This is a genomic window from Kitasatospora sp. NPDC032121, assembly GCF_055580145.1.
Genome location: NZ_JBVILX010000002.1, coordinates 765,181 through 783,406, shown reverse-complemented (window position 1 = coordinate 783,406; position 18,226 = coordinate 765,181). Strand labels below are relative to the sequence as shown.

The following is an 18,226-nucleotide window of genomic DNA, read 5'->3' as shown; positions in this document are numbered from 1 at the left end:
GTGGGGGACCGCCCTGGCGGGAGCCGAGCGGTGCGGAGCAAGAGAGGAGCAGGAAAGGTGAGCAGGTCTCGCATTCTAGGAACTGACAAGTAACACAACAAGACTCGTGACATCGCCGGGAACTGACGGAGCGCCGGATTCCGGGCAAGCGAAGAGCCGCCGCCCCGCGCCCCAGGAGGGAAGCGCGGAACGGCGGCTCGCACCGGCCGAACCGGGTGTGCGGGATCAGCCCACGTTCGCGCACTTGTTGCCGAACGCCGGGTTCAGCAGGCCGACGATGTCGATGGTGTTGCCGCACAGGTTGATCGGGAGGTGCACCGGGACCTGGATCTGGTTGCCGGAAGCGACACCGGGGGAACCGGCGGCGACACCCTGGGCGCCGGAGCTGGCCATCGCGGTACCGGCGCCGGTGGCCACGATGCCCACCACGGCCGCGCCGACGGCGGCGGTCTTCTTGATGCTCATACGAGCCTCCTGACTGTTCGACAGATATGCACGGGGAGTGCGACATCTAGAACGAGACCCCACGGGACCGGTTGCGACGGGCCCCGCACTGTCACCCATCCGGAGCAATCGCGTCGCCGGCAGCGGCATTCGGGTGATGGACGGATCGGACCGTTTCCCCTCGGGCGGCGCCTCGTTCTCCCTGACGGAACCCGGTCTCCACCGGCCCCCACGCGGCGGGCCTCCCAAACCCGGCGTCCGGCAACCCGTGCCGGAACGCCCGACCGGAATTCCACCTGGTCGCGCCTTTCTCCGAACCTTTCCCGGCCGTGCGGGAATCGTTTCGAGAGGCAATGCGACCGCGCAGCCGCGGCCGCGCCCGAGCCATGGGCGAAACACGCCGACGTGCGCCGACCGAGTGACAATCACGGCAATCCCTGAAGCCTTCGGGTGAGTATTCGTGCTCGCCCGGCTCCCGACATTCCCCTTCCGTCGGGCCGAAATCGGAGGAATACATGCGCAACATCAAGAAGGCCGCCGCCCTGTCCCTGGCCGCCAGTGGCCTGGTGGTCGGTGCCGCCGGTGGCGCGTTCGCCAGCGCGGGCGCCGAGGGCGTCGCCGCCGGCTCCCCGGGCGTGCTCTCGGGCAACCAGATCCAGGTGCCGATCCACCTGCCGATCAACCTGTGCGGCAACACCATCGACATCATCGCCCTGCTGAACCCGGCGTTCGGCAACGAGTGCGCCAACATCGGCTGAGCCCGCGGTCGCCGCACCGGCGACCGCCGATTCACCCGAGCCCGTGCCGCGCCCCGCAGCGCCGGGGCGCGGCACGCTCCCCCCGTGTGTGATCGAGGAGATCAACCCCCATGCAGAACATGAAGAAGGCCGCCGTCCTCTCCGCCGCCGCTGTCGGCCTGGTGCTCGGCGTGGCCGGCTCCGCCGCCGCCAACTCGACCGCCGAGGGCGTCGCCGTCGGCTCCCCCGGTGTCATCTCCGGCAACCAGATCCAGGTGCCGCTCGACGTCCCGATCAACGTGTGCGGCAACACCATCGACATCGTCGGCCTGCTGAACCCGGCCTTCGGCAACGCCTGCGCCAACGTGGAGCTGCCGCCGCCCGCGGACGACTGCTGATCCCCGACCGGTACGCGTTCCGGCCGTCCTGCCCCCCGACCGACCGGCCGGGGGGCAGCTCGGCGTCCCCGGACAGCCGTCCGGGCTCCCCGATCCACCGAAGGGTGATCACGATGGTTTCGAAGAAGAGCGCGGCCGCCCTGGCCGCCGCCGCGGGAGCCGCGGTGCTGCTCGGCGCCGGCACGGCGCAGGCCGCCACCGCGCCCGACCAGGCGGCCCCCGGCCAGGCCACGCTGACCAAGACCGACGTCGGCCAGGCCCTGAACGGGACGACCACCGGCCTCGGCTACGGCATCGCGCCGATCAAGAGCCTGCGGCTGGACCCGTGGGCGAACTCCGCGGCCGACTTCCTCAACAACGGCGCGGCCCTCCAGCCGGACCAGGGCCTGCCCGAGATCGGCACCGGGACGCTGACCGGCCCGCTGAGCGCCGGCGGCGGCGTCAAGGACCTCCCGCTGGTCGGCGGGCTGACCGGCCTCCTCCCGGGCTGAGCCCCCTCCGGGCGTACGAGAGCCCGGCGTCCCGCCGCACGGTCGGGGTGCCGGGCTCTCGTACGCCCGCGGGCCGGTCAGGACTCGGCGAGGTCGGTCAGGCCGGTCTGCTCCACCACGCCTCCGGTCATCACGGCGGCGGTCCCGGCCAGGGCGCCCGCCGTGTCGGTGAGGGAGAGCCGGCTGTCCTCGCCGCCGAGGCTGGCCTTGGCCCCGGGGACCACCTGCACCGCGCCGGAGATCAGGCGGGGGTCGATCTCGTCCAGCTTCAGCCGGCCGTCGGCGAGCTGGCCGGTGCCGTCCTGGGCGAGGGCGAGCGGCTGACCGAGGGTGAGCCCGGGGGTCTTGGCGTGCAGCGGCGCGGCCGGGGCGTCCAGCAGCACCTTGCCGAGGTCGGCGCCCTGGTCGACCAGCGGGAGCGGCAGCTCGGCGTTGGCGCTCGGGCCGACCTTGCCGGTGCTCAGCTGGGGGACGATCTGCTCCGGAAGCAGCGCGCCGCCGGCGCTGGTGGTCGGCCCGGGCACCGGCGGCATCAGCAGCGAGGTCGGGATGCCGGCCGTGAGGCGGCTGCCCAGTGGGGCGAGCGGGACGTCCGCCGGGACCTGCTGGGTGGCCAGCGCGTCCTCCAGCGCGCCGACCTGGTCGAGACCGGCGGGGGCGGCGGCGCAAGCCGCTCCCTGGGAGGCGAGCACACCGGCACCGACCGCCAGCAGCATCGCGCCGGCCCGCTTGGAGAACTTCATGCTTTTCACCGTTCTGCTGTCCGTACTGGAGATCACTGGAAGGGCTGCGGAGGCCGCAGCCGGAAAGCGATCTGCTCAACGAGTGACCGGGAGCGCGGATTGCGGCGGTTAACCGATTCGGCGTAATAATCCGATCGGATTCCCGTCGCCGCCGCGCCTCCGCGACTCTTTTCAAGAATCCCCGTAACCTTCCGTGCCGTCGTTCTTTGATCTGGACGTCAGTGACTGCAGACCGGGTCTGAGCGTTCTCAGCGTTGTACGCACGGAATCCAAAGAGCATTTCAGAGAGGGATCTCGCCATGATCCAGAAGTCCTTCGCCGCTGCCGGCCTGGCCGTCGCCGCGCTGGCCGGTGCCGCCGCGCCCGCCTCCGCCATCGGTGACGCGGACGGCGCGGCCGCCTCGATCGAGGGCAACGGCGGCACCAACTTCACGGGCACGGTCGGGAACAACAGCCCGAACTTCCACTTCCTGGACAACCCGAACATCTGCCTGCCGGAGATCCACAACATCGCCGTCGGCGTGCTCGGCGTGGCCGTTCCGGTCGAGGTCCCGATCGCCAACAACGGCGGCAGGCAGTACTGCACCGTCGGCCAGGGCACCCAGAGCCAGGGCGACGGCGGCGTGTCCCACCTGATCGGCTGATCGGTCGCCGCTCCGTTCTCCCTGCACCACCCTCCGATCCACCTACGAATCGCTCCCCGATTCACCCCGAGAGGAAGACCAGAAATGATCAAGAAGTCCCTCGCCGCCGTCGGCCTGGCCGCCGCGGCCCTCGCGATGTCCGCCGGTTCGGCCTCCGCCATCGTCGACTCGGACGGCTCCGCCACCTCCGTCCAGGGCAACGGCGGCACCAACCACACCGGCACCCTGGGCAACGGCAGCCCGAACAACCACGTTCTGGACAACCCGAACATCTGCCTGCCGGAGATCCACAACGTGGCCGTCGCCGCCCTCGTCGGCGTCGCGGTGCCGATCGAGGTCCCGATCCTGAACAACCAGCCGAAGCAGATCTGCAACGTCGGCCAGAACACCCAGTCCTCGGGCGACGGCGGTGTCTCGCACCTGATCGGCTGATCAAGGGGCGCAGCACGGTCGGAGGGCCCGGGGAGAAACACCTCCCCGGGCCCTCCGGGCTGTGCGGACGAGGTGTCCGGCCGGCCGCGCGGCAGCGCGGCCGGCCGGGTGAGCGCGGTCCGGTCCGGCGCACGGGGCGCCGGACCGGGACGCCGGATGTGATCACGTGTCAGAGCGCCCGCGGGGGCGCTCCGAGAGAGAGGGCAGTTCCATGAAGAGCAAGCTGGCCAAGGCCGCCCTGACCGCCGCCGCCGCTCTGGCGCTCGCGGGTGCCGCCACCCCGGCCTTCGCCCACGTCGGCGTCGCCGGCGGCGGCGAGTTCGTCGCCTCCGCCGACCAGCCGTTCCTGGCCGGAGAGGCCTTCGGCCTCGCCCACGCCGGGGACACCGCCGCCGGGGGCTTCGGTGGCGGCGCCGCCACCGCGACCGACCTGGTCGGCGGCGGCGTCGGCTTCGCGCACGCCGGAGACGTCGGCATCTAGGCGACGCCGGCATCCGGCCGGAGACCCGGAAGGCCGGGCCGCTCCCCCACGGGGGGCGGCCCGGCCTTCCGTCGTACGGGGTCCGCTACTTCAGCATCGCGGCGGCTTCGAGGGCCCAGTAGGTGAGGATCTGCTCGGCGCCCGCGCGGCGGATCGAGGTGAGCGTCTCCATGATCATCCGATCCCGGTCGATCCAGCCGTTCGCGGCGGCCGCCTCGACCATCGCGTACTCGCCGGACACCTGGTACGCGGAGACCGGCACCGGGGAGGCGTCGGCGATCTGGCGCACGATGTCCAGGTAGGACATGGCCGGCTTGACCATCACCATGTCCGCGCCCTCGGCGATGTCCTGCGCCAGCTCGCGCAGCGACTCGCGGGCGTTGGCCGGGTCCTGCTGGTAGGCCTTGCGGTCACCCTTGAGCGAGGAGCCGACGGCCTCGCGGAACGGGCCGAAGAAGGCCGAGGCGTACTTGGCGGTGTAGGCGAGGATGCCCACGTCCTGGTGCCCGGCCTCGTCCAGCGCCCGCCGGATCACGCCGATCTGGCCGTCCATCATGCCGGACGGGCCGACCAGGTGGACGCCGGCGTCGGCCTGCACCCGGGCCATCTCGGCGTAGCGCTCCAGGGTGGCGTCGTTGTCGACGCTGCCGTCGGCGGCCAGCACGCCGCAGTGGCCGTGGTCGGTGTACTCGTCCAGGCAGAGGTCCGACATGATCACCAGGGAGTCGCCGACCTCGGAGACCACGTCCCGGATCGCCTGCTGGAGGATGCCGTCCGGGTTGGTGCCCTCGCTGCCGATCGCGTCCTGCACCTCGGGGACGCCGAACAGCATGAGGCCGCCCAGGCCCGCCTCGGCCGCCTCCACCGCGGCCTTGCGCAGGGTGTCGCGGGTGTGCTGGACCACGCCCGGCATCGAGGTCACCGGGACGGGCTCGCTGACGCCCTCGCGGACGAAGAGCGGCAGGATCAGCTCCGCCGGGTGCAGCCGGGTCTCGGCCACCAGGCGGCGCATCGCCGGGCTCTGTCGCAGCCGGCGCGGGCGTACGTACGGGAATTCAGCGGACACGGCTTCTCTCTCCGAACGGTTGTGCAGTACCGGGGGCGACGGTCGGCCGCCCCCGGCCGTGAGGGATGTCAGCGGGCCTTGCGGCGGGAACCGGGACGGCGCTCGCTGGGCCGGTAGACCGGCTCACCGGCGGCCGTCGCGGTGTCGCGCCGCTTGGCCCCGAAGTCTGCCAGCGCCTGGGCCAGCGCGGCCGCCGACGGCGCCGGGGCCATCACGTCGACCCGCAGGCCGTGCTCCTCGGCGGTCTTGGCGGTGGCCGGGCCGATGCAGGCGATGACGGTGACGTTGTGCGGCTTGCCCGCGATGCCGACCAGGTTCCGGACGGTCGAGGACGAGGTGAACAGCACCGCGTCGAAGCCGCCGCCCTTGATCGCCTCGCGGGTCTCGGCCGGCGGCGGCGAGGCGCGCACCGTCCGGTACGCCGTCACGTCGTCGACCTCCCAGCCCAGCTCGACCAGGCCGGCCACCAGGGTCTCGGTGGCGATGTCGGCGCGCGGCAGCAGCACCCGGTCGATCGGGTCGAAGACCGGGTCGTACGGCGGCCAGTCCTCCAGCAGGCCGGCCGCGGACTGCTCGCCGGAGGGCACCAGGTCCGGCTTCACGCCGAAGTCCACCAGCGCCTGCGCGGTGGTCTCGCCGACCGCCGCGACCTTGATCCCGGCGAACGCGCGGGCGTCCAGGCCGTACTCCTCGAACTTCTCCCGGACGGCCCGCACCGCGTTCACCGAGGTGAAGGCGATCCACTCGTAGCGGCCGGTGACCAGGCCCTTGATGGCCCGCTCCATCTGCTGCGGGGTGCGCGGCGGCTCGACCGCGATGGTCGGCACCTCCTGCGGCACCGCGCCGTACGAGCGCAGCTGCTCCGACAGGCCGGTGGCCTGCTCCTTGGTGCGCGGCACGAGGACGTTCCAGCCGAACAGCGGCTTGGTCTCGAACCACGAGTGCGAGGCCCGGTGGGCGACCTGCTCGCCCACCACGGCTATCACCGAGGTGGCCGGGTCGACCGGGGCGGAGACCGGCGAGGGCAGCACCCGGGCGGCCTTCAGGTCGGCCGCGATGCCGGACAGCGTGGAGGTGAAGGTCCGCTGGCGGGTGGTGGTGCCGGAGAGCGTGGCGCTCAGCGCCGACTCCGGCTTGCGGCCGCCCGCGACCAGGGCCGCGGCGGTGGCGGGCAGCTGGCCGAGGGTGGTGCGGACCACCAGGGTGGTCTCCGGCACCCCCAGGTCCACCGGGCCGCCGGCCAGCAGCGCGGCGCCGTCCACGAAGCGCACGTCGGTGCCGGAGCCGGCCCGCAGCGGGACGCCCGCGTACGCCGGGACGCCGACCGACTGGGCGACGCCCGGGATCACCTCGAACGGGATCCCGTCGCCCGCGCAGCTGAGCATCTCCTCGGCGGCGCAGCCGTCCAGGCCGGGGTCGCCGTCGACGGTGCGGACCACGTGCTTGCCGGAGCGGACGGCCTCGGCGACCAGCTTGGCCAGGTCGAAGTCGGCGCCCTCGGCGACCGGGGCGTGCACCAGCACGCCGGCCGGACAGTGGCTGCGCACGGCGGCGGCGGTCAGCGGGTCCGCGACCAGCACGTCGGCGGTGGACAGCACCTCGACCGCGCGCAGGGTCAGCAGGCCCGGGTCCCCGGGGCCCGCGCCCAGGAAGGTGCACCGTCCGGTGGCGGGCTGTCCCGCCGGGAACAGGGCGTCGGTGGCGGCGGTGGGGCTCATGCGCCCACCTCGCTGCGCTCGGCGGTCTCTTCGCGAAACGCGCAGCTCTTCATGATTCGCTCGCTTCGCTCGCTCATCGGGCTCGCTCCCCCATCAGGGCGGCCGCGCCCGCGGCGAGCAGCCGGTCAGCCAGCGCGCGGCCGAGGGCCGCCGCCTGCTGCTCGGCGTTCTCGTCGAGGACGATCGGACCGTTGGCGGACATCTTCAGCAGGGCGGTTCCGTCGGGGTCGCCGACCACGCCGTCCAGCCGCAGTTCGTTCTCCCGGCCCCAGGTGGCCAGCGCGGCCACCGGTGCCGAGCAGCCGGCCTCCAGGGTGGCCAGCAGGGCGCGCTCGGCGGCCACGGCGACCCGGGTGGGGGCGTGGTCCAGCGCCGCGAGCGCGGCGGTCAGCGCGGTGTCGGCGGCGGTGCACTCGATCGCGAGCGCGCCCTGGCCGGGAGCCGGGATCATCACCTCGGTGTCGAGGTGCTGGGATATCTCGGCGCTGCGGCCGAGCCGGTTCAGGCCGGCCGTGGCCAGCACCACCGCGTCCAGCTCGCCGTTGGCCACGAAGCCGATCCGGGTGTCCACGTTGCCGCGGATCGCGACGGTCTCCAGCTGGACGCCGCGGGCGGCGGCCCAGGCGTTCAGCTGCGCCATCCGGCGGGGCGAGCCGGTGCCGATCCGGGCCGGACGGCCGGCGCCGGCCAGCTTCTCCACCAGCTCGTCCAGGGCCAGGCCCTCGACCGCGACCAGGGCGTCCCGGACGTCCTCCCGCTCGGGGACGGCGGCCAGCGCCAGGCCCTCGGGGGCGGCGGTGGGCAGGTCCTTGAGCGAGTGCACGGCGAAGTCGATCCGGCCCTCCAGCAGCGCGTCGCGCAGCGCGGAGACGAACACCCCGGTGCCGCCGATCTGCGCCAGCGACTCCCGGGAGGTGTCGCCGTAGGTGGTGATCTCGACCAGCTCGACGGGGCGCCCGGTGACCCTGGTCACCTCGCGGGCCACCATGCCCGACTGCGCCATGGCGAGGGCGCTGCGCCGGGTGCCGAGCCGCAGGGCCGCGGTGGCCGAGGGCTGCTCCGTGATCGGTTGACCATTCATGAGGTGATCGTCCCGGTGGTACTCGTGGGATGGCTGACGGTTCATCTGGTGCCCCCGGCCGAGGGCTGGGGCGCGCCGCCGACGGGCGTGCCCGACACGGCGTGCACGGCCGCCGGGTCGAGGTCGAACAGTTCCCGCAGCGCCTCCGCGTAGGAGGCGCCGCCGGGCTCGGCGGCCAGCTGCTTCACCCGGACGGTCGGGGCGTGCAGCAGCTTGTCGACGACGCGGCGGACGGTCTGGGTGATCTCGGCGCGCGAGCGCTCGTCCAGGTCGGGCAGCCGGGAGTCCAGCCGGCCCAGCTCGGCGGCGACCACGTCGGAGGCCATCGAGCGCAGCGCGACCACGGTCGGCGCGATCCGGGCGGCCCGCTGGGCGGCGCCGAAGGCGGTCACCTCGTCGGAGACGATCCGGGTGACCTGGTCGACGTCGCCGGCGCCGGGGCTGGCGGCGTGCGCGTGGGAGAGGCTCTCCAGGTCGACCAGCAGGGCGCCGGGCAGCTCGTGCACGGTGTGGTCGACGTCGCGCGGCATGGCCAGGTCGAGCAGGGCGAGCGGCTCGGGCGAGCGGCGGGAGGCGACCGCGGCGGCCACGTCCTCGGCCCTGATCACCACACCGGCCGCGCCGGTGCAGGAGATCACCAGGTCCACGTCGGCGAGCGCCTCCGGCACCTTGGCGAGGTCCAGGACCCGGGCCACGTCCGGGCCGAGGATCTCGACCAGCCGCTCGGCGCGGGCCGGGGTCCGGTTGGCGATCAGCAGGTCGGTCACGCCGGAGCGGACCAGGGTGGCGGCGGCCAGCGAGCTCATCGAGCCGGCGCCGACCACCAGCGCGCGCTTGCCGGCGATCTCGCCCGCGCCCGCCGCGACCTGCTCCAGGCCGAAGGTGACCAGCGACTGGCCGGCCTTGTCGATACCGGTCTCGCTGTGCGCCCGCTTGCCGACCCGCAGCGCCTGCTGGAACAGCTCGTTCAGGCCGCGCCCGGCGGTGTGCTCGTCCTGGGCCTTGGCCAGCGCGTCGCGCAGCTGGCCGAGGATCTGGCCCTCGCCGACCACCATCGAGTCCAGACCGCAGGCCACCGAGAACAGGTGGTGGACGGCGCGGTCCTCGTAGTGGACGTACAGGTGGGAGGTCAGCTCCTCCAGGTCCACCCCGCTGTGGTGGGCCAGCAGCAGCGACAGCTCGGCGACGCCGGCGTGGAACTTGTCCACGTCCGCGTACAGCTCGATCCGGTTGCAGGTGTTCAGCAGCGCGGCCTCGCCCACCGTCGCGGTGGCGGCCGCGTCGTGCAGCAGCCGGGTCGGTACGTCACCCGTCAGCGCGGCGCGCTCCAGCACCCCGACCGGGGCGGTGCGATGGCTCAGCCCTACGACGAGAAGGCTCATGCCCGCCCCCCACAGCTCTCGGTGTTCATGCGGGCATCACCGCGGAGAGATCCCCGTCGCCGCCCTTGGCGGCCTTTCCCTTGGCCTGCTCGGCCTGGTCCTTGGCCGTCGACTCGACGGCGCCCCGGGCCTTGCCGCTGCCGCCGGCCGCGCGGCGCAGCTTGGCGGCGGCCGCCCGGACCGGACCGGGGGCGCGGTCCAGCACCGACTCGGCGCGGTCGTCCGGCTCCTCGCCGGCCTTGCGCTGCTCGTGGAAGGCGAGGATCTGGAGCTCGATGGAGAGGTCCACCTTGCGCACGTCCACGCCGTCCGGGACGGTCAGCACGGTCGGGGCGAAGTTCAGGATGCTGGTGACGCCGGCCTCCACCAGCCGGTCGCACACCTGCTGGGCGGCGCCGGGCGGGGTGGTGATCACGCCGATGGAGACGTGCTGGCTCTCGACGATCGACTCCAGCTCGTCCATGTGCCGCACCGGAAGTCCGGCCGCGGTGGAACCGACCACGTGGGGATCGGCGTCCAACAGGGCGGCCACCCGGAAACCGCGGGAGGCGAACCCGCCGTAGTTGGCGAGCGCGTGGCCGAGGTTCCCGATGCCGACGATGACGACCGGCCAGTCCTGGGTCAGGCCGAGCTCGCGGGAGATCTGGTAGACGAGGTACTCGACGTCGTAGCCGACGCCGCGGGTGCCGTAGGAGCCGAGGTAGGAGAAGTCCTTGCGCAGCTTGGCCGAGTTCACGCCGGCCGCGGCGGCCAGCTCCTCGGAGGAGACGGTCGGCACCGAGCGCTCGGAGAGCGCGGTGAGGGCCCGCAGATAGAGGGGCAGGCGGGCGACCGTCGCCTCCGGGATGCCCCGGGCACGCGAGGGTCGGCGCGCGGCGCCCTGGTCGGGCGTCTGCGAACTGCTCTGTGGTGATCGGCCGATTGCCACGGTGCTCCTGTGGGTGAAGCTGGGCTTTGGCAGCCAGGCTATGCGTTTGTGAACGTGTGCACAAAGATGGTGTCCGTTTTGTCCCCGCACAGTGATGCGCATCACGCCATCGAACCCATAGCACCGGAGTGGGTCAGCAGCACCTCCGGGGCCTCGGAATCCGGCAGCCAGGGGCCGTACGGAGCCTCCCGGCGCAGCAGCGGGACGGCGGCCGCGGACGGGCGGGAGCGGGCCCGTCCCAGCCGGGGCCAGGGCACCCGGGCGGCCTCGCGCAGCGGGCCGGTCCAGTCGTCCGGCGGGCAGGACGGCGCGTCCAGGCAGTGCAGCAGCAGCTCGGCGGTCACCCGGGCGTCGCCCAGCGCGGTGTGCGCCGGGTACCAGCCGAGGCCGGCCGCCTCCGCGCAGGCCGCCAGGCCGTGGCCGCGGGCCTGGGGCAGGTGGGCGCGGGCCAGCCGCATCGTGCACAGCAGCGGGACGGGCGGCAGCGGCACCCCGATCCGGGCGAACTCGCGATCGAGGAAGGCGTGGTCACAGCTGACGTGGTGGCCGACCAGCACCCGGCCGGCCAGCAGCTCCAGCAGCCGCGGGGCGATCTCGCGGAAGCGCGGGGCGCCCTCGACGTCGCACTGCCGTATCCGGTGCACATGGGTCGGGCCGACCGGGCCCAGCGGATCCAGCAGGGTGGCGAACTCCCCCTCGGGGCGCAGCCGCTCGTCGAGCAGCACCACCGCGACCTCGACCACCCGGTGCCGCCACGGGCTGCGGCCGGTCGCCTCCACGTCCACCACGGCGAAGCCCCGGGGGCTCCCGGACGGGACTCCGGGCGTGCCTGGGACAGGGCCGGGAAGCATGGCGCACTCCTCGTGTGCTCAGCCCCCCACGGGCGCAAACGCGTTCGATCGTAAGCCGACCGACCCGCCCCGCCCCAGGCCGGAACGGCGTGTCTTCGGCAACGATTCGGCGAACCGACCCCGCCGTTCGGCGGGGTCGGTGTACGGACGAACGCCGGGTCAGAAGCCCGCTCAGGCGCCCAGCGCGGTGCGCAGCCGGCGCTCGTCGACGCGCCAGAAGTCGTGCTGGCGGCCGTCGATCAGGGTGACCGGAATCTGCTCCCAGTAGCGGCGGAACAGCTCCTCGTCCTGGGTGATGTCCCGCTCCTCGAAGGACACGCCCAGCTCCCCCGTCACCCGGAGGATCACCTCGCGCGCCTCGTCGCACAGGTGGCAGCCGGGCTTGCCGACCAGGGTCACGGTCCGGTCCGCGGGCCGGGGGCTCTTACGTCGCAGCAGTGGGCTCACCGTCCCATTCTCCGCCATCGCCCCCACCCGCTCCGGGGGCCGGCAGCCGGTGGAGCTGTTCACCTCGCGGGCACGGCTCCGTCACGGCCGCCAGGCGGCCGGCTGGCTATCCTCGATGACATGGCCGTGCTCAGAAGGCTCACCCAGGCAAGGCGTTCCAGCAGCGAGCGGAGCGCCCTGGCCGGCGAAGCCGCGGCCGAGGCGGCCGAGGCCGCGCTGCGGGCCGAGCCCGGGCCGGCACCCGCCCCGGGGCCGGGGGGCGATGCCGGAACGGACGGCGCCGGAACGGACGGCGCCGGGCCGGAAGCGCCGGCCGCGGGCAAGTCCGGCAAGGCCCCCAAGGCCCCGGCCGGGAACCACACGCCGGACCAGGACGACCCCCGCGCCGCCGCCTTCTTCGACTGCGACAACACCATCCTGCGCGGCGCCGCGATCTTCTACCTCGGCGTCGGCCTCTACCGCCGCGGCTTCCTCACCCGCCGCGACATCGCCCGCTTCGCCTGGCAGCAGGCCTGGTTCCGGCTGCACGGCGCCGAGGACCCGGAGCACATCTCGGACGCCAAGCAGTCCGCCCTCGGCATCGTGGCCGGCAAGCCCACCGCCGACCTGGAGGCGATCTGCGAGGAGATCTTCGAGGACGTCGTGGCGGACAAGATTTGGCCTGGCACCCGCGCCCTGGTCCAGATGCACCTGGACGCCGGCCAGCGGGTCTGGCTGGTCACCGCCGCCCCGCTGGAGGTGGCCCGGATCATCGCCCGGCGGCTCGGCATGACCGGCGCGCTGGGCACCGTCGCCGAGGCCACGGACGGGCACTACACCGGCCGGCTGGTCGGCGACCTGCTGCACGGTCCGGCCAAGGCCGCCGCCGTCCGCGCGCTGGCCCGGCGCGAGCGCCTCGACCTCGACCGCTGCGCCGCCTACAGCGACTCGGCCAACGACATCCCGATGCTCTCGCTGGTCGGCCACCCGTACGTGGTGAACCCGGACGGCGCGCTGCGGCGCCACGCCCGCGCCCAGGGGTGGCGGGTGCGGGACTTCCGGACCGGGCGCAAGGCGGCCCGGGTGGGGCTGCCGGCGGCGGCCGCGCTCGGGGTGCTGGCCGGCGCGACGGCGGCCGGGGTGGCGCTGAACCGACGGCGACGGCGCGGCTGAGACCGCCCGGGAGGCCGCCCGAACGCCGCCCGGGGCCTGTCCGGGCGGGCTCGCCCTGACGAGTGAGCGGACGTCAACAGGGCCTCTGACCTGGCCCCTCTTACGGGCGAACTCCCCCGCACCACACGGCAGTCCGGGCCGCCTGCGCGAATCTGTCGCCGGGTGACCGGTTCTGATCGTTCGCCAGTCCGGGAAAGTCGGGGATTGCCGAGCCCCAAGGCTGGGAAACCGCCCCCCAGGCCGCCAAATTGGTCACCCTGAGCGCCCGTTCGATCACGTTGAGCCGGATGAACGATGACAGCTCCGGTCACTATCAGCCGAATATGCACAACAAATGGATCCCAAACGACCACTTCGACCACACGGCGTAGCTGTCATTGCACAAAGCGTTATTCTCTCCTGGATGCACGCCACCACGCGTCCCGCTCGAACGGACGCCGCGGGGGTGCTCTCCGCGCAGGCGGAGGTGATCCGTCCACAGTTCTGCCTCTGGGAGTCCCGTGTACCCACCCGTCCGGAACGACGCGCCTGCACCCTCCCGCCCGTCGTCCGCGCCCCTGCGCCCCCGCACCGGCCTGCGCGGCCGGCCGGCCGTCGAGCGGCAGATCTCCACCGGCCTGGACCTGTTGCGCACCCTGCTCCGCACCCAGCTCCCCACCTCGCCCCAACCGGTGCTCGCCGGAGGATCGTTCGGCCAGCCCGCGACATCCGGCCCGGCGCTGCGCACCACCGCCGCCGGCTCGGCCGGCACCGGCTCACGCGGCCGCACCGGCAGCGCGGGCACCGGCCGGGGGCGCACCCGGACCGCGCCCAGCCCCGGCTACGAGACCGAGCACAACCCGATCATGGAGCTGGTCGAGCGGGCCCAGGCCGGTGAGAGCGAGGCCTTCGGCCGGCTCTACGACCACTACGCGGACACCGTCTACCGGTACATCTACTACCGGGTCGGCAGCCGGGCCACCGCCGAGGACCTCACCAGCGAGACCTTCCTGCGCGCCCTGCGCCGGATCGGCACCTTCACCTGGCAGGGCCGGGACTTCGGCGCCTGGCTGGTCACCATCGCCCGCAACCTGGTCGCCGACCACTTCAAGTCCAGCCGCTTCCGGCTGGAGGTCACCACCGGCGAGATGCTCGACTCCAACGAGTGCGAGCGCAGCCCGGAGGAGTCGGTGCTGGAGTCGCTCTCCAACGCCGCCCTGCTGGACGCGGTGCGCCGGCTCAACCCGCAGCAGCAGGAGTGCGTCACCCTGCGCTTCCTGCAGGGGCTCTCGGTGGCCGAGACGGCCCGGATCATGGGCAAGAACGAGGGCGCCATCAAGACCCTCCAGTACCGCGCCGTCCGCACCCTGGCCCGGTTGCTCCCGCCCGACGCGCGATGAGCCGCGCCCCGGACGGCACCGGCGCCATACGCCCTACCGGGCCGTCATCGTTCGCGCCCGGCCGACACGTCAGGGTGAACGGTCGATCCGATGATCAGCCGTGCGTAACCGACCGCCCGCACCGCTCGTTTTCCAGCGTGCAAGCCCCCACCAGGCGTACGGTCAAGTCGAATTGCGGCCTATCACCCGATGGAGTGGCTTTGGCCAGCCGGGGCAACCGTCCGGCAGGCCGGGGTGTCGACAACGACGAAGGGAGGTGTGGCCCGTGACGGCAAACGTGCTTGAGCACCGGCGGGCGAAGGCCTTCGCCGAGGCGCTGGAGGCCCACCAGGCGGAGCAACGCGCTGCGGCCAACACCGAATCGGACAGCGCCGCTGTCACCGGCGCCGGTCCGGTCGCGATGGCCGAACTGGTCGGTCTGACCGATGCGCTGGGGGCGCTGCCCGGGCCGGTGCTGGACCGGGAGGTCCGCACGGTCCAACGCGCCCAGCTGATGGCCGCGTTCGAGCAGGCCTTCGCCGGCGGGACGGGCACCGGGGTGCCCCGCCAGCGCCGCCACCGGGCGATCCGGACGGCGCCGCGCGGCCGCTGGAGCCGACGGTTCGCGATCGGCGGGCTGGTCGCCGGGCTCGCCGTCGGCAGCCTGGCCGGCGCCGCCGCGGCCAGCTCCAACGCCCTCCCCGGGGACACGCTGTACGGCCTCAAACGCGGACTGGAAGGGCTCCGGCTCGACCTCGCGGGCTCCGACTCCGAACGCGGCGAACTGCTGCTCGACAACGCGGCCACCCGGCTCGGCGAGGCCAAGACGCTGGTCGGCCGCACCGGCCCGGCCGGCGCCCTCAGCCCGGCCACCGTCGAACAGGTCCGCCGCGCCCTGGACGACATGCACGCCGACGCCCTCAAGGGCCGCGAGCTGCTGCGCTCGGTCTACCGCAGCAACGGCTCCCTCGACCCGATGCGGGCCCTGGCCGGCTTCGCCCACGACGAGGACGGCCGGTGGAGCGAGCTGCAGGGCAAGCTGCCCGTCCAGCTCACCCGGCAGGCCGACCTGGTGAACCGGCTCTTCGACGACATAAGCGAGGACGTCGCGCCCCTGCGCCTGGTCCTGCCCCCCGCCCAGGGCGGCGGCGCGACCGGCACCGGAGCGGGCGACGGCTCGGCCCACTCGACCGGCGGTTCCCCGGCCGGCTCCCCGGCGGCCGGCTCCGGCACCGCGGCCGGCGCCGACCAGGCCCCGGGCTCCGGCTCCGCCGGCAACCGCCCCGGCGCCACCGAGCACCCCCCGGCCTACCCCGGCTCCGGCGCCTCCGGCAACGGCGGCAAGGGCGGCGTCCTGCCGGACACCCTGCCCAGCAGCGCCCCGGACGCCGTCAACGGCCTGGTCGGCGGCCTCACCAACGGCCTCACCGGCACCAGGCCCTCACCGAGCGCCGACGCGGCCCCGCCGCAGGCGCCGCAGCAGGCCGCGCCCAGCGCCCCGAACGCGGCCCAGCCGCAGGGCGTCGAGGTGCCGCCGCTGCTCCCCGACCTGCTGCCCGGTCTGCGGATCCTGGGCGGCTGACAGCAGGGCGGTGGGGGCCCGGCGGAGTGCGATATCCGCCGGGCCCTCGCCGTGTCCGGGGCCGGTCCGGGGCCGGTCCGGGCGACGCCGCTCGGCGGGGGTCTGTCAGAAGAACACCGAGCGCCGCTGCACCAGCAGCTGGTAGAGGCTGTGCTGGATGGTCTCGCGCACCTTGTCGGCCAGGTCGAAGACCAGCATCGGGTCGTCCGCCGCCTCCGCCGGGTAGGCGTCGGTGGCGATCGGCTCGCCGAAGCGGATCGTCCACTTGGTCGGCAGCGGCAGCATCCCGAGCGGGCCCAGCCAGGGGAAGGTCGGGGTGATCGGCACGTACGGCAGGCCCAGCAGCCGGGCCAGCGTCTTCACGTTGCCGATCATCGGGTAGGTCTCCTCGGCGCCGACGATCGAGCAGGGCACGATCGGCACCCGCGCCCGCAGCGCGGAGGCGACGAAACCGCCGCGGCCGAACCTCTGGAGCTTGTAGCGCTCGGAGAACGGCTTGCCGATCCCCTTGAAGCCCTCCGGCCAGACCCCGACCACCTCGCCGCGCTCCAGCAGGGCCTGGGCGTCCTCGTTGCAGGCCAGCGTGTGGCCGGCCTTGCGGGCCAGCTCGTTGATGCCGGGCAGTACGAAGACCAGATCGGCGGCGAGCATCCGCAGGTGCCGCCGGGCGGGGTGGTGGTCGTGGATGACCACCTGGGTCATCAGGGCGTCCAGCGGGATCGTCCCGGAGTGGTTGGCGACGACCAGCGCACCGCCCTCGGCCGGGATGTTCTCCACGCCCTGGACGTCGATCCGGAAGTACTTCTCGGCCAGCGGACGCAGCAGCGAGAGGAGCACCTCCTCGGTGAGCTCCCGGTCGAAGCCGAACTCGTCCACCTCGTAGTCGCCGGTCACCCGGCGGCGCAGGAAGGCCAGCCCCTCGGCGGCGCGGCCCTCCCAGCCCTTGCCGAACAGCCGGGTGGCGGCCTGGCCGAGCGGCCCGGACAGCGCCCCGCCGACGGCCTCGGCGAGCCGGTCGGCCGGATTCGGCCCCTCGGGTGAGGTCCAGCTGGGGGCGGACTCGATCGGGATGACCCTGGCCTCGCCCGGCGCGTTCTCGGCTGCGGCACTCATCGCGGGTTCAGCTCCTCGGTCGGCGGGGGCGGTTCGGCAGGGCGTCCGGTCCGGTGGCGGGCCCAGTGGCACGCTCCGGGCCGAGCAGGGCGGTCAGCCGGTCGGCGACGGCGGCCAGCCGCTCGGGCGGCAGCAGGCCCGGGCCGCGGGCGGCGGCGAAGTCGGCGAAGGCCTCCGGCGTGCTGAACGCCGGACGGTAGCCGAAGGTGTCGCGCAGCCGCGCGGTGTCCACCACCCGGCCGTGGGTGAGCAGCCGCAGCTGCTCGGGCGAGACGTCCACCAGCCGGCTCTGCCGGGCGAGCACGGCCATCCAGCTGACCGCGGGCAGCAGCAGCGGCAGAGTGGGCCGGCCGAGCCGGCGGGCGCACTGGGAGAGCAGCAGGACGCCCTCCCCCGCCACGTTGAAGGTCCCGGTGTTGACGGTGCCCGGCGCGGGGTCGTCGGCGGCCCGGCAGAGCACCGCGACGGCGTCGTCCTCGTGGACGAACTGCAGCCGCGGGTCGTAGCCGAGGACGGTCGGCAGCACGGGCAGGGCGAAGTACTCGCTGAGCGGGGTGTCCGCGTCGGGGCCGACGATGTTGGCGAAGCGCAGCACCGTCACCGCGACGTCCGGGCGGCGGCGGGCGAAGCCGCGCACATAGCCCTCGACCTCCGACGCGTCCTTGGCGAAGCCGCCGCCGGGCGGGTCCTTGGGCTGCATCCGCTCGCTGAACACCGCCGGGTCGCGGGGCGCGGAGCCGTAGACCCCGGTGGTGGACTTCACCACCAGCCGGCGCACCCCGGGGGCCTTCTGGCAGGCGCCGAGCAGCTGCATGGTGCCGATCACGTTGGACTCCTTCACCGCGGAGCGGTTGGTGGAGCCCAGGCCGGTGGCGCTGACGCTGAGGTGCACCACGGTGTCCACCCGGTGCTCGGCCAGCACCCGGGAGAGCGCCGGACGGCGCAGGTCGAGCTGGTGGAAGCGGTACGGGGCGGCCGGGCCGACCGGCTCCCCGGGCGGCAGCCGGGGCGGCTGCACGTCCACGCCGACCACCAGGTCGACGCCAGGACGGCGGCGGACCTCGGCGGCGAAGCGGGCACCGAGATGGCGTGCCACGCCGGTGACGAGCACGACCACGCCCACGGTGATGCCCCCATTTCCCGGCCCCGGCGGCCTGCGTGCACCGTACCGCGCCGCC

The 18,226-nt window shown here is 73.9% G+C and carries 20 protein-coding genes; 9 read left to right on the top strand and 11 right to left on the bottom strand.

The genetic code is table 11. The features are described 5' to 3' along the window. Positions 1–225 precede the first annotated feature (225 nt). A complete protein-coding gene (locus ACZ5OX_RS09385; protein ID WP_465629389.1) occupies positions 226–465 on the bottom strand; it encodes a chaplin in 240 nt (79 codons plus the stop codon). Between the two features lie 494 nt (positions 466–959). On the opposite strand from ACZ5OX_RS09385, the gene ACZ5OX_RS09380 reads away from it, so the two are divergent. From ACZ5OX_RS09380 to ACZ5OX_RS09370, 3 genes are all read left to right on the top strand, one after another. Next, a complete protein-coding gene (locus ACZ5OX_RS09380; protein ID WP_449791035.1) occupies positions 960–1,202 on the top strand; it encodes a chaplin in 243 nt (80 codons plus the stop codon). Between the two features lie 110 nt (positions 1,203–1,312). Then, complete coding sequence (locus ACZ5OX_RS09375) at positions 1,313–1,579, top strand: chaplin (RefSeq protein WP_465629388.1); 267 nt, start codon at positions 1,313–1,315, stop codon at positions 1,577–1,579. A 113-nt stretch (positions 1,580–1,692) separates the two neighbouring features. After that, positions 1,693–2,070: an ADP-ribosylation factor GTPase-activating family protein gene (locus ACZ5OX_RS09370; protein ID WP_449809466.1), complete on the top strand. Its 378-nt coding sequence runs from the start codon at positions 1,693–1,695 to the stop codon at positions 2,068–2,070. Positions 2,071–2,147: 77 nt separating this feature from the next. Here the strand turns inward: ACZ5OX_RS09370 and ACZ5OX_RS09365 are convergent, their stop codons facing one another. After that, entirely contained in the window at positions 2,148–2,813 is a 666-nt protein-coding gene (locus ACZ5OX_RS09365) for a hypothetical protein (RefSeq protein WP_465629387.1), read from the bottom strand. Between the two features lie 299 nt (positions 2,814–3,112). Here ACZ5OX_RS09365 and ACZ5OX_RS09360 point away from each other — a divergent pair, with 299 nt between their 5' ends. The 3 genes from ACZ5OX_RS09360 to ACZ5OX_RS09350 all read left to right on the top strand — a co-directional run bounded on the left by ACZ5OX_RS09360 (position 3,113) and on the right by ACZ5OX_RS09350 (position 4,370). Continuing rightward, positions 3,113–3,457, top strand: a complete 345-nt coding sequence (locus tag ACZ5OX_RS09360) for a rodlet layer protein (RefSeq protein WP_359902775.1) — start codon at positions 3,113–3,115, stop codon at positions 3,455–3,457. Positions 3,458–3,541: 84 nt separating this feature from the next. Beyond that, complete coding sequence (locus tag ACZ5OX_RS09355) at positions 3,542–3,889, top strand: rodlet layer protein (protein WP_465629386.1); 348 nt, start codon at positions 3,542–3,544, stop codon at positions 3,887–3,889. 211 nt (positions 3,890–4,100) lie between these two features. Continuing rightward, positions 4,101–4,370 carry a hypothetical protein gene (locus ACZ5OX_RS09350; RefSeq protein ID WP_449791029.1) on the top strand — a complete coding sequence of 90 codons (270 nt, stop codon included), beginning with the start codon at positions 4,101–4,103 and terminating at the stop codon, positions 4,368–4,370. 85 nt (positions 4,371–4,455) lie between these two features. Here ACZ5OX_RS09350 and hemB read toward each other — a convergent pair whose 3' ends face one another. From hemB to ACZ5OX_RS09315, 7 genes are all read right to left on the bottom strand, one after another. Then, positions 4,456–5,436: a porphobilinogen synthase gene (hemB, locus tag ACZ5OX_RS09345; protein ID WP_465629385.1), complete on the bottom strand. Its 981-nt coding sequence runs from the start codon at positions 5,434–5,436 to the stop codon at positions 4,456–4,458. Between the two features lie 68 nt (positions 5,437–5,504). Continuing rightward, positions 5,505–7,154 (bottom strand): bifunctional uroporphyrinogen-III C-methyltransferase/uroporphyrinogen-III synthase, encoded by a 1,650-nt coding sequence (locus tag ACZ5OX_RS09340; protein WP_392867697.1) that lies wholly within the window; start codon positions 7,152–7,154, stop codon positions 5,505–5,507. A gap of 73 nt (positions 7,155–7,227) precedes the next feature. Further along, on the bottom strand, positions 7,228–8,235 hold the full coding sequence (hemC, locus tag ACZ5OX_RS09335) for a hydroxymethylbilane synthase (protein WP_465629384.1): 1,008 nt from the start codon (positions 8,233–8,235) through the stop codon (positions 7,228–7,230). Between the two features lie 41 nt (positions 8,236–8,276). Then, positions 8,277–9,617, bottom strand: coding sequence for a glutamyl-tRNA reductase (locus ACZ5OX_RS09330; RefSeq protein ID WP_392867703.1), 1,341 nt, complete (start codon positions 9,615–9,617; stop codon positions 8,277–8,279). 25 nt (positions 9,618–9,642) lie between these two features. After that, entirely contained in the window at positions 9,643–10,539 is an 897-nt protein-coding gene (locus ACZ5OX_RS09325; protein ID WP_465629617.1) for a redox-sensing transcriptional repressor Rex, read from the bottom strand. A 107-nt stretch (positions 10,540–10,646) separates the two neighbouring features. Beyond that, positions 10,647–11,396 (bottom strand): 3'-5' exonuclease, encoded by a 750-nt coding sequence (locus tag ACZ5OX_RS09320; RefSeq protein WP_392867706.1) that lies wholly within the window; start codon positions 11,394–11,396, stop codon positions 10,647–10,649. Between the two features lie 171 nt (positions 11,397–11,567). After that, a complete protein-coding gene (locus ACZ5OX_RS09315) occupies positions 11,568–11,861 on the bottom strand; it encodes a glutaredoxin family protein (protein WP_465629615.1) in 294 nt (97 codons plus the stop codon). A 102-nt stretch (positions 11,862–11,963) separates the two neighbouring features. Between ACZ5OX_RS09315 and ACZ5OX_RS09310 the strand changes: the two genes are divergently transcribed. The 3 genes from ACZ5OX_RS09310 to ACZ5OX_RS09300 all read left to right on the top strand — a co-directional run bounded on the left by ACZ5OX_RS09310 (position 11,964) and on the right by ACZ5OX_RS09300 (position 15,935). Next, positions 11,964–12,995 carry an HAD family hydrolase gene (locus ACZ5OX_RS09310; protein WP_465629383.1) on the top strand — a complete coding sequence of 344 codons (1,032 nt, stop codon included), beginning with the start codon at positions 11,964–11,966 and terminating at the stop codon, positions 12,993–12,995. A 605-nt stretch (positions 12,996–13,600) separates the two neighbouring features. After that, positions 13,601–14,374: an ECF subfamily RNA polymerase sigma factor, BldN family gene (locus ACZ5OX_RS09305; RefSeq protein ID WP_465629614.1), complete on the top strand. Its 774-nt coding sequence runs from the start codon at positions 13,601–13,603 to the stop codon at positions 14,372–14,374. Between the two features lie 265 nt (positions 14,375–14,639). Continuing rightward, positions 14,640–15,935 (top strand): DUF5667 domain-containing protein, encoded by a 1,296-nt coding sequence (locus tag ACZ5OX_RS09300; protein WP_465629382.1) that lies wholly within the window; start codon positions 14,640–14,642, stop codon positions 15,933–15,935. A 105-nt stretch (positions 15,936–16,040) separates the two neighbouring features. Here the strand turns inward: ACZ5OX_RS09300 and ACZ5OX_RS09295 are convergent, their stop codons facing one another. Both ACZ5OX_RS09295 and ACZ5OX_RS09290 read right to left on the bottom strand, forming a co-directional pair. Further along, complete coding sequence (locus tag ACZ5OX_RS09295) at positions 16,041–17,048, bottom strand: lysophospholipid acyltransferase family protein (protein WP_465629381.1); 1,008 nt, start codon at positions 17,046–17,048, stop codon at positions 16,041–16,043. A 7-nt stretch (positions 17,049–17,055) separates the two neighbouring features. Then, positions 17,056–18,171 (bottom strand): NAD-dependent epimerase/dehydratase family protein, encoded by a 1,116-nt coding sequence (locus tag ACZ5OX_RS09290; RefSeq protein ID WP_465629380.1) that lies wholly within the window; start codon positions 18,169–18,171, stop codon positions 17,056–17,058. Between the last annotated feature and the right edge of the window lie 55 nt (positions 18,172–18,226).

Bases quoted from the DNA above. Each gene is read 5' to 3' on its own strand.
- ACZ5OX_RS09385 (WP_465629389.1), bottom strand. From the start codon at position 465: ATGAGCATCAAGAAGACCGCCGCCGTCGGCGCGGCCGTGGTGGGCATC.
- ACZ5OX_RS09380 (WP_449791035.1), top strand. From the start codon at position 960: ATGCGCAACATCAAGAAGGCCGCCGCCCTGTCCCTGGCCGCCAGTGGC.
- ACZ5OX_RS09375 (WP_465629388.1), top strand. From the start codon at position 1,313: ATGCAGAACATGAAGAAGGCCGCCGTCCTCTCCGCCGCCGCTGTCGGC.
- ACZ5OX_RS09370 (WP_449809466.1), top strand. From the start codon at position 1,693: ATGGTTTCGAAGAAGAGCGCGGCCGCCCTGGCCGCCGCCGCGGGAGCC.
- ACZ5OX_RS09365 (WP_465629387.1), bottom strand. From the start codon at position 2,813: ATGAAGTTCTCCAAGCGGGCCGGCGCGATGCTGCTGGCGGTCGGTGCC.
- ACZ5OX_RS09360 (WP_359902775.1), top strand. From the start codon at position 3,113: ATGATCCAGAAGTCCTTCGCCGCTGCCGGCCTGGCCGTCGCCGCGCTG.
- ACZ5OX_RS09355 (WP_465629386.1), top strand. From the start codon at position 3,542: ATGATCAAGAAGTCCCTCGCCGCCGTCGGCCTGGCCGCCGCGGCCCTC.
- ACZ5OX_RS09350 (WP_449791029.1), top strand. From the start codon at position 4,101: ATGAAGAGCAAGCTGGCCAAGGCCGCCCTGACCGCCGCCGCCGCTCTG.
- ACZ5OX_RS09340 (WP_392867697.1), bottom strand. From the start codon at position 7,154: ATGAGCCCCACCGCCGCCACCGACGCCCTGTTCCCGGCGGGACAGCCC.
- hemC (WP_465629384.1), bottom strand. From the start codon at position 8,235: ATGAATGGTCAACCGATCACGGAGCAGCCCTCGGCCACCGCGGCCCTG.
- ACZ5OX_RS09330 (WP_392867703.1), bottom strand. From the start codon at position 9,617: ATGAGCCTTCTCGTCGTAGGGCTGAGCCATCGCACCGCCCCGGTCGGG.
- ACZ5OX_RS09320 (WP_392867706.1), bottom strand. From the start codon at position 11,396: ATGCTTCCCGGCCCTGTCCCAGGCACGCCCGGAGTCCCGTCCGGGAGC.
- ACZ5OX_RS09315 (WP_465629615.1), bottom strand. From the start codon at position 11,861: ATGGCGGAGAATGGGACGGTGAGCCCACTGCTGCGACGTAAGAGCCCC.
- ACZ5OX_RS09310 (WP_465629383.1), top strand. From the start codon at position 11,964: ATGGCCGTGCTCAGAAGGCTCACCCAGGCAAGGCGTTCCAGCAGCGAG.
- ACZ5OX_RS09295 (WP_465629381.1), bottom strand. From the start codon at position 17,048: ATGAGTGCCGCAGCCGAGAACGCGCCGGGCGAGGCCAGGGTCATCCCG.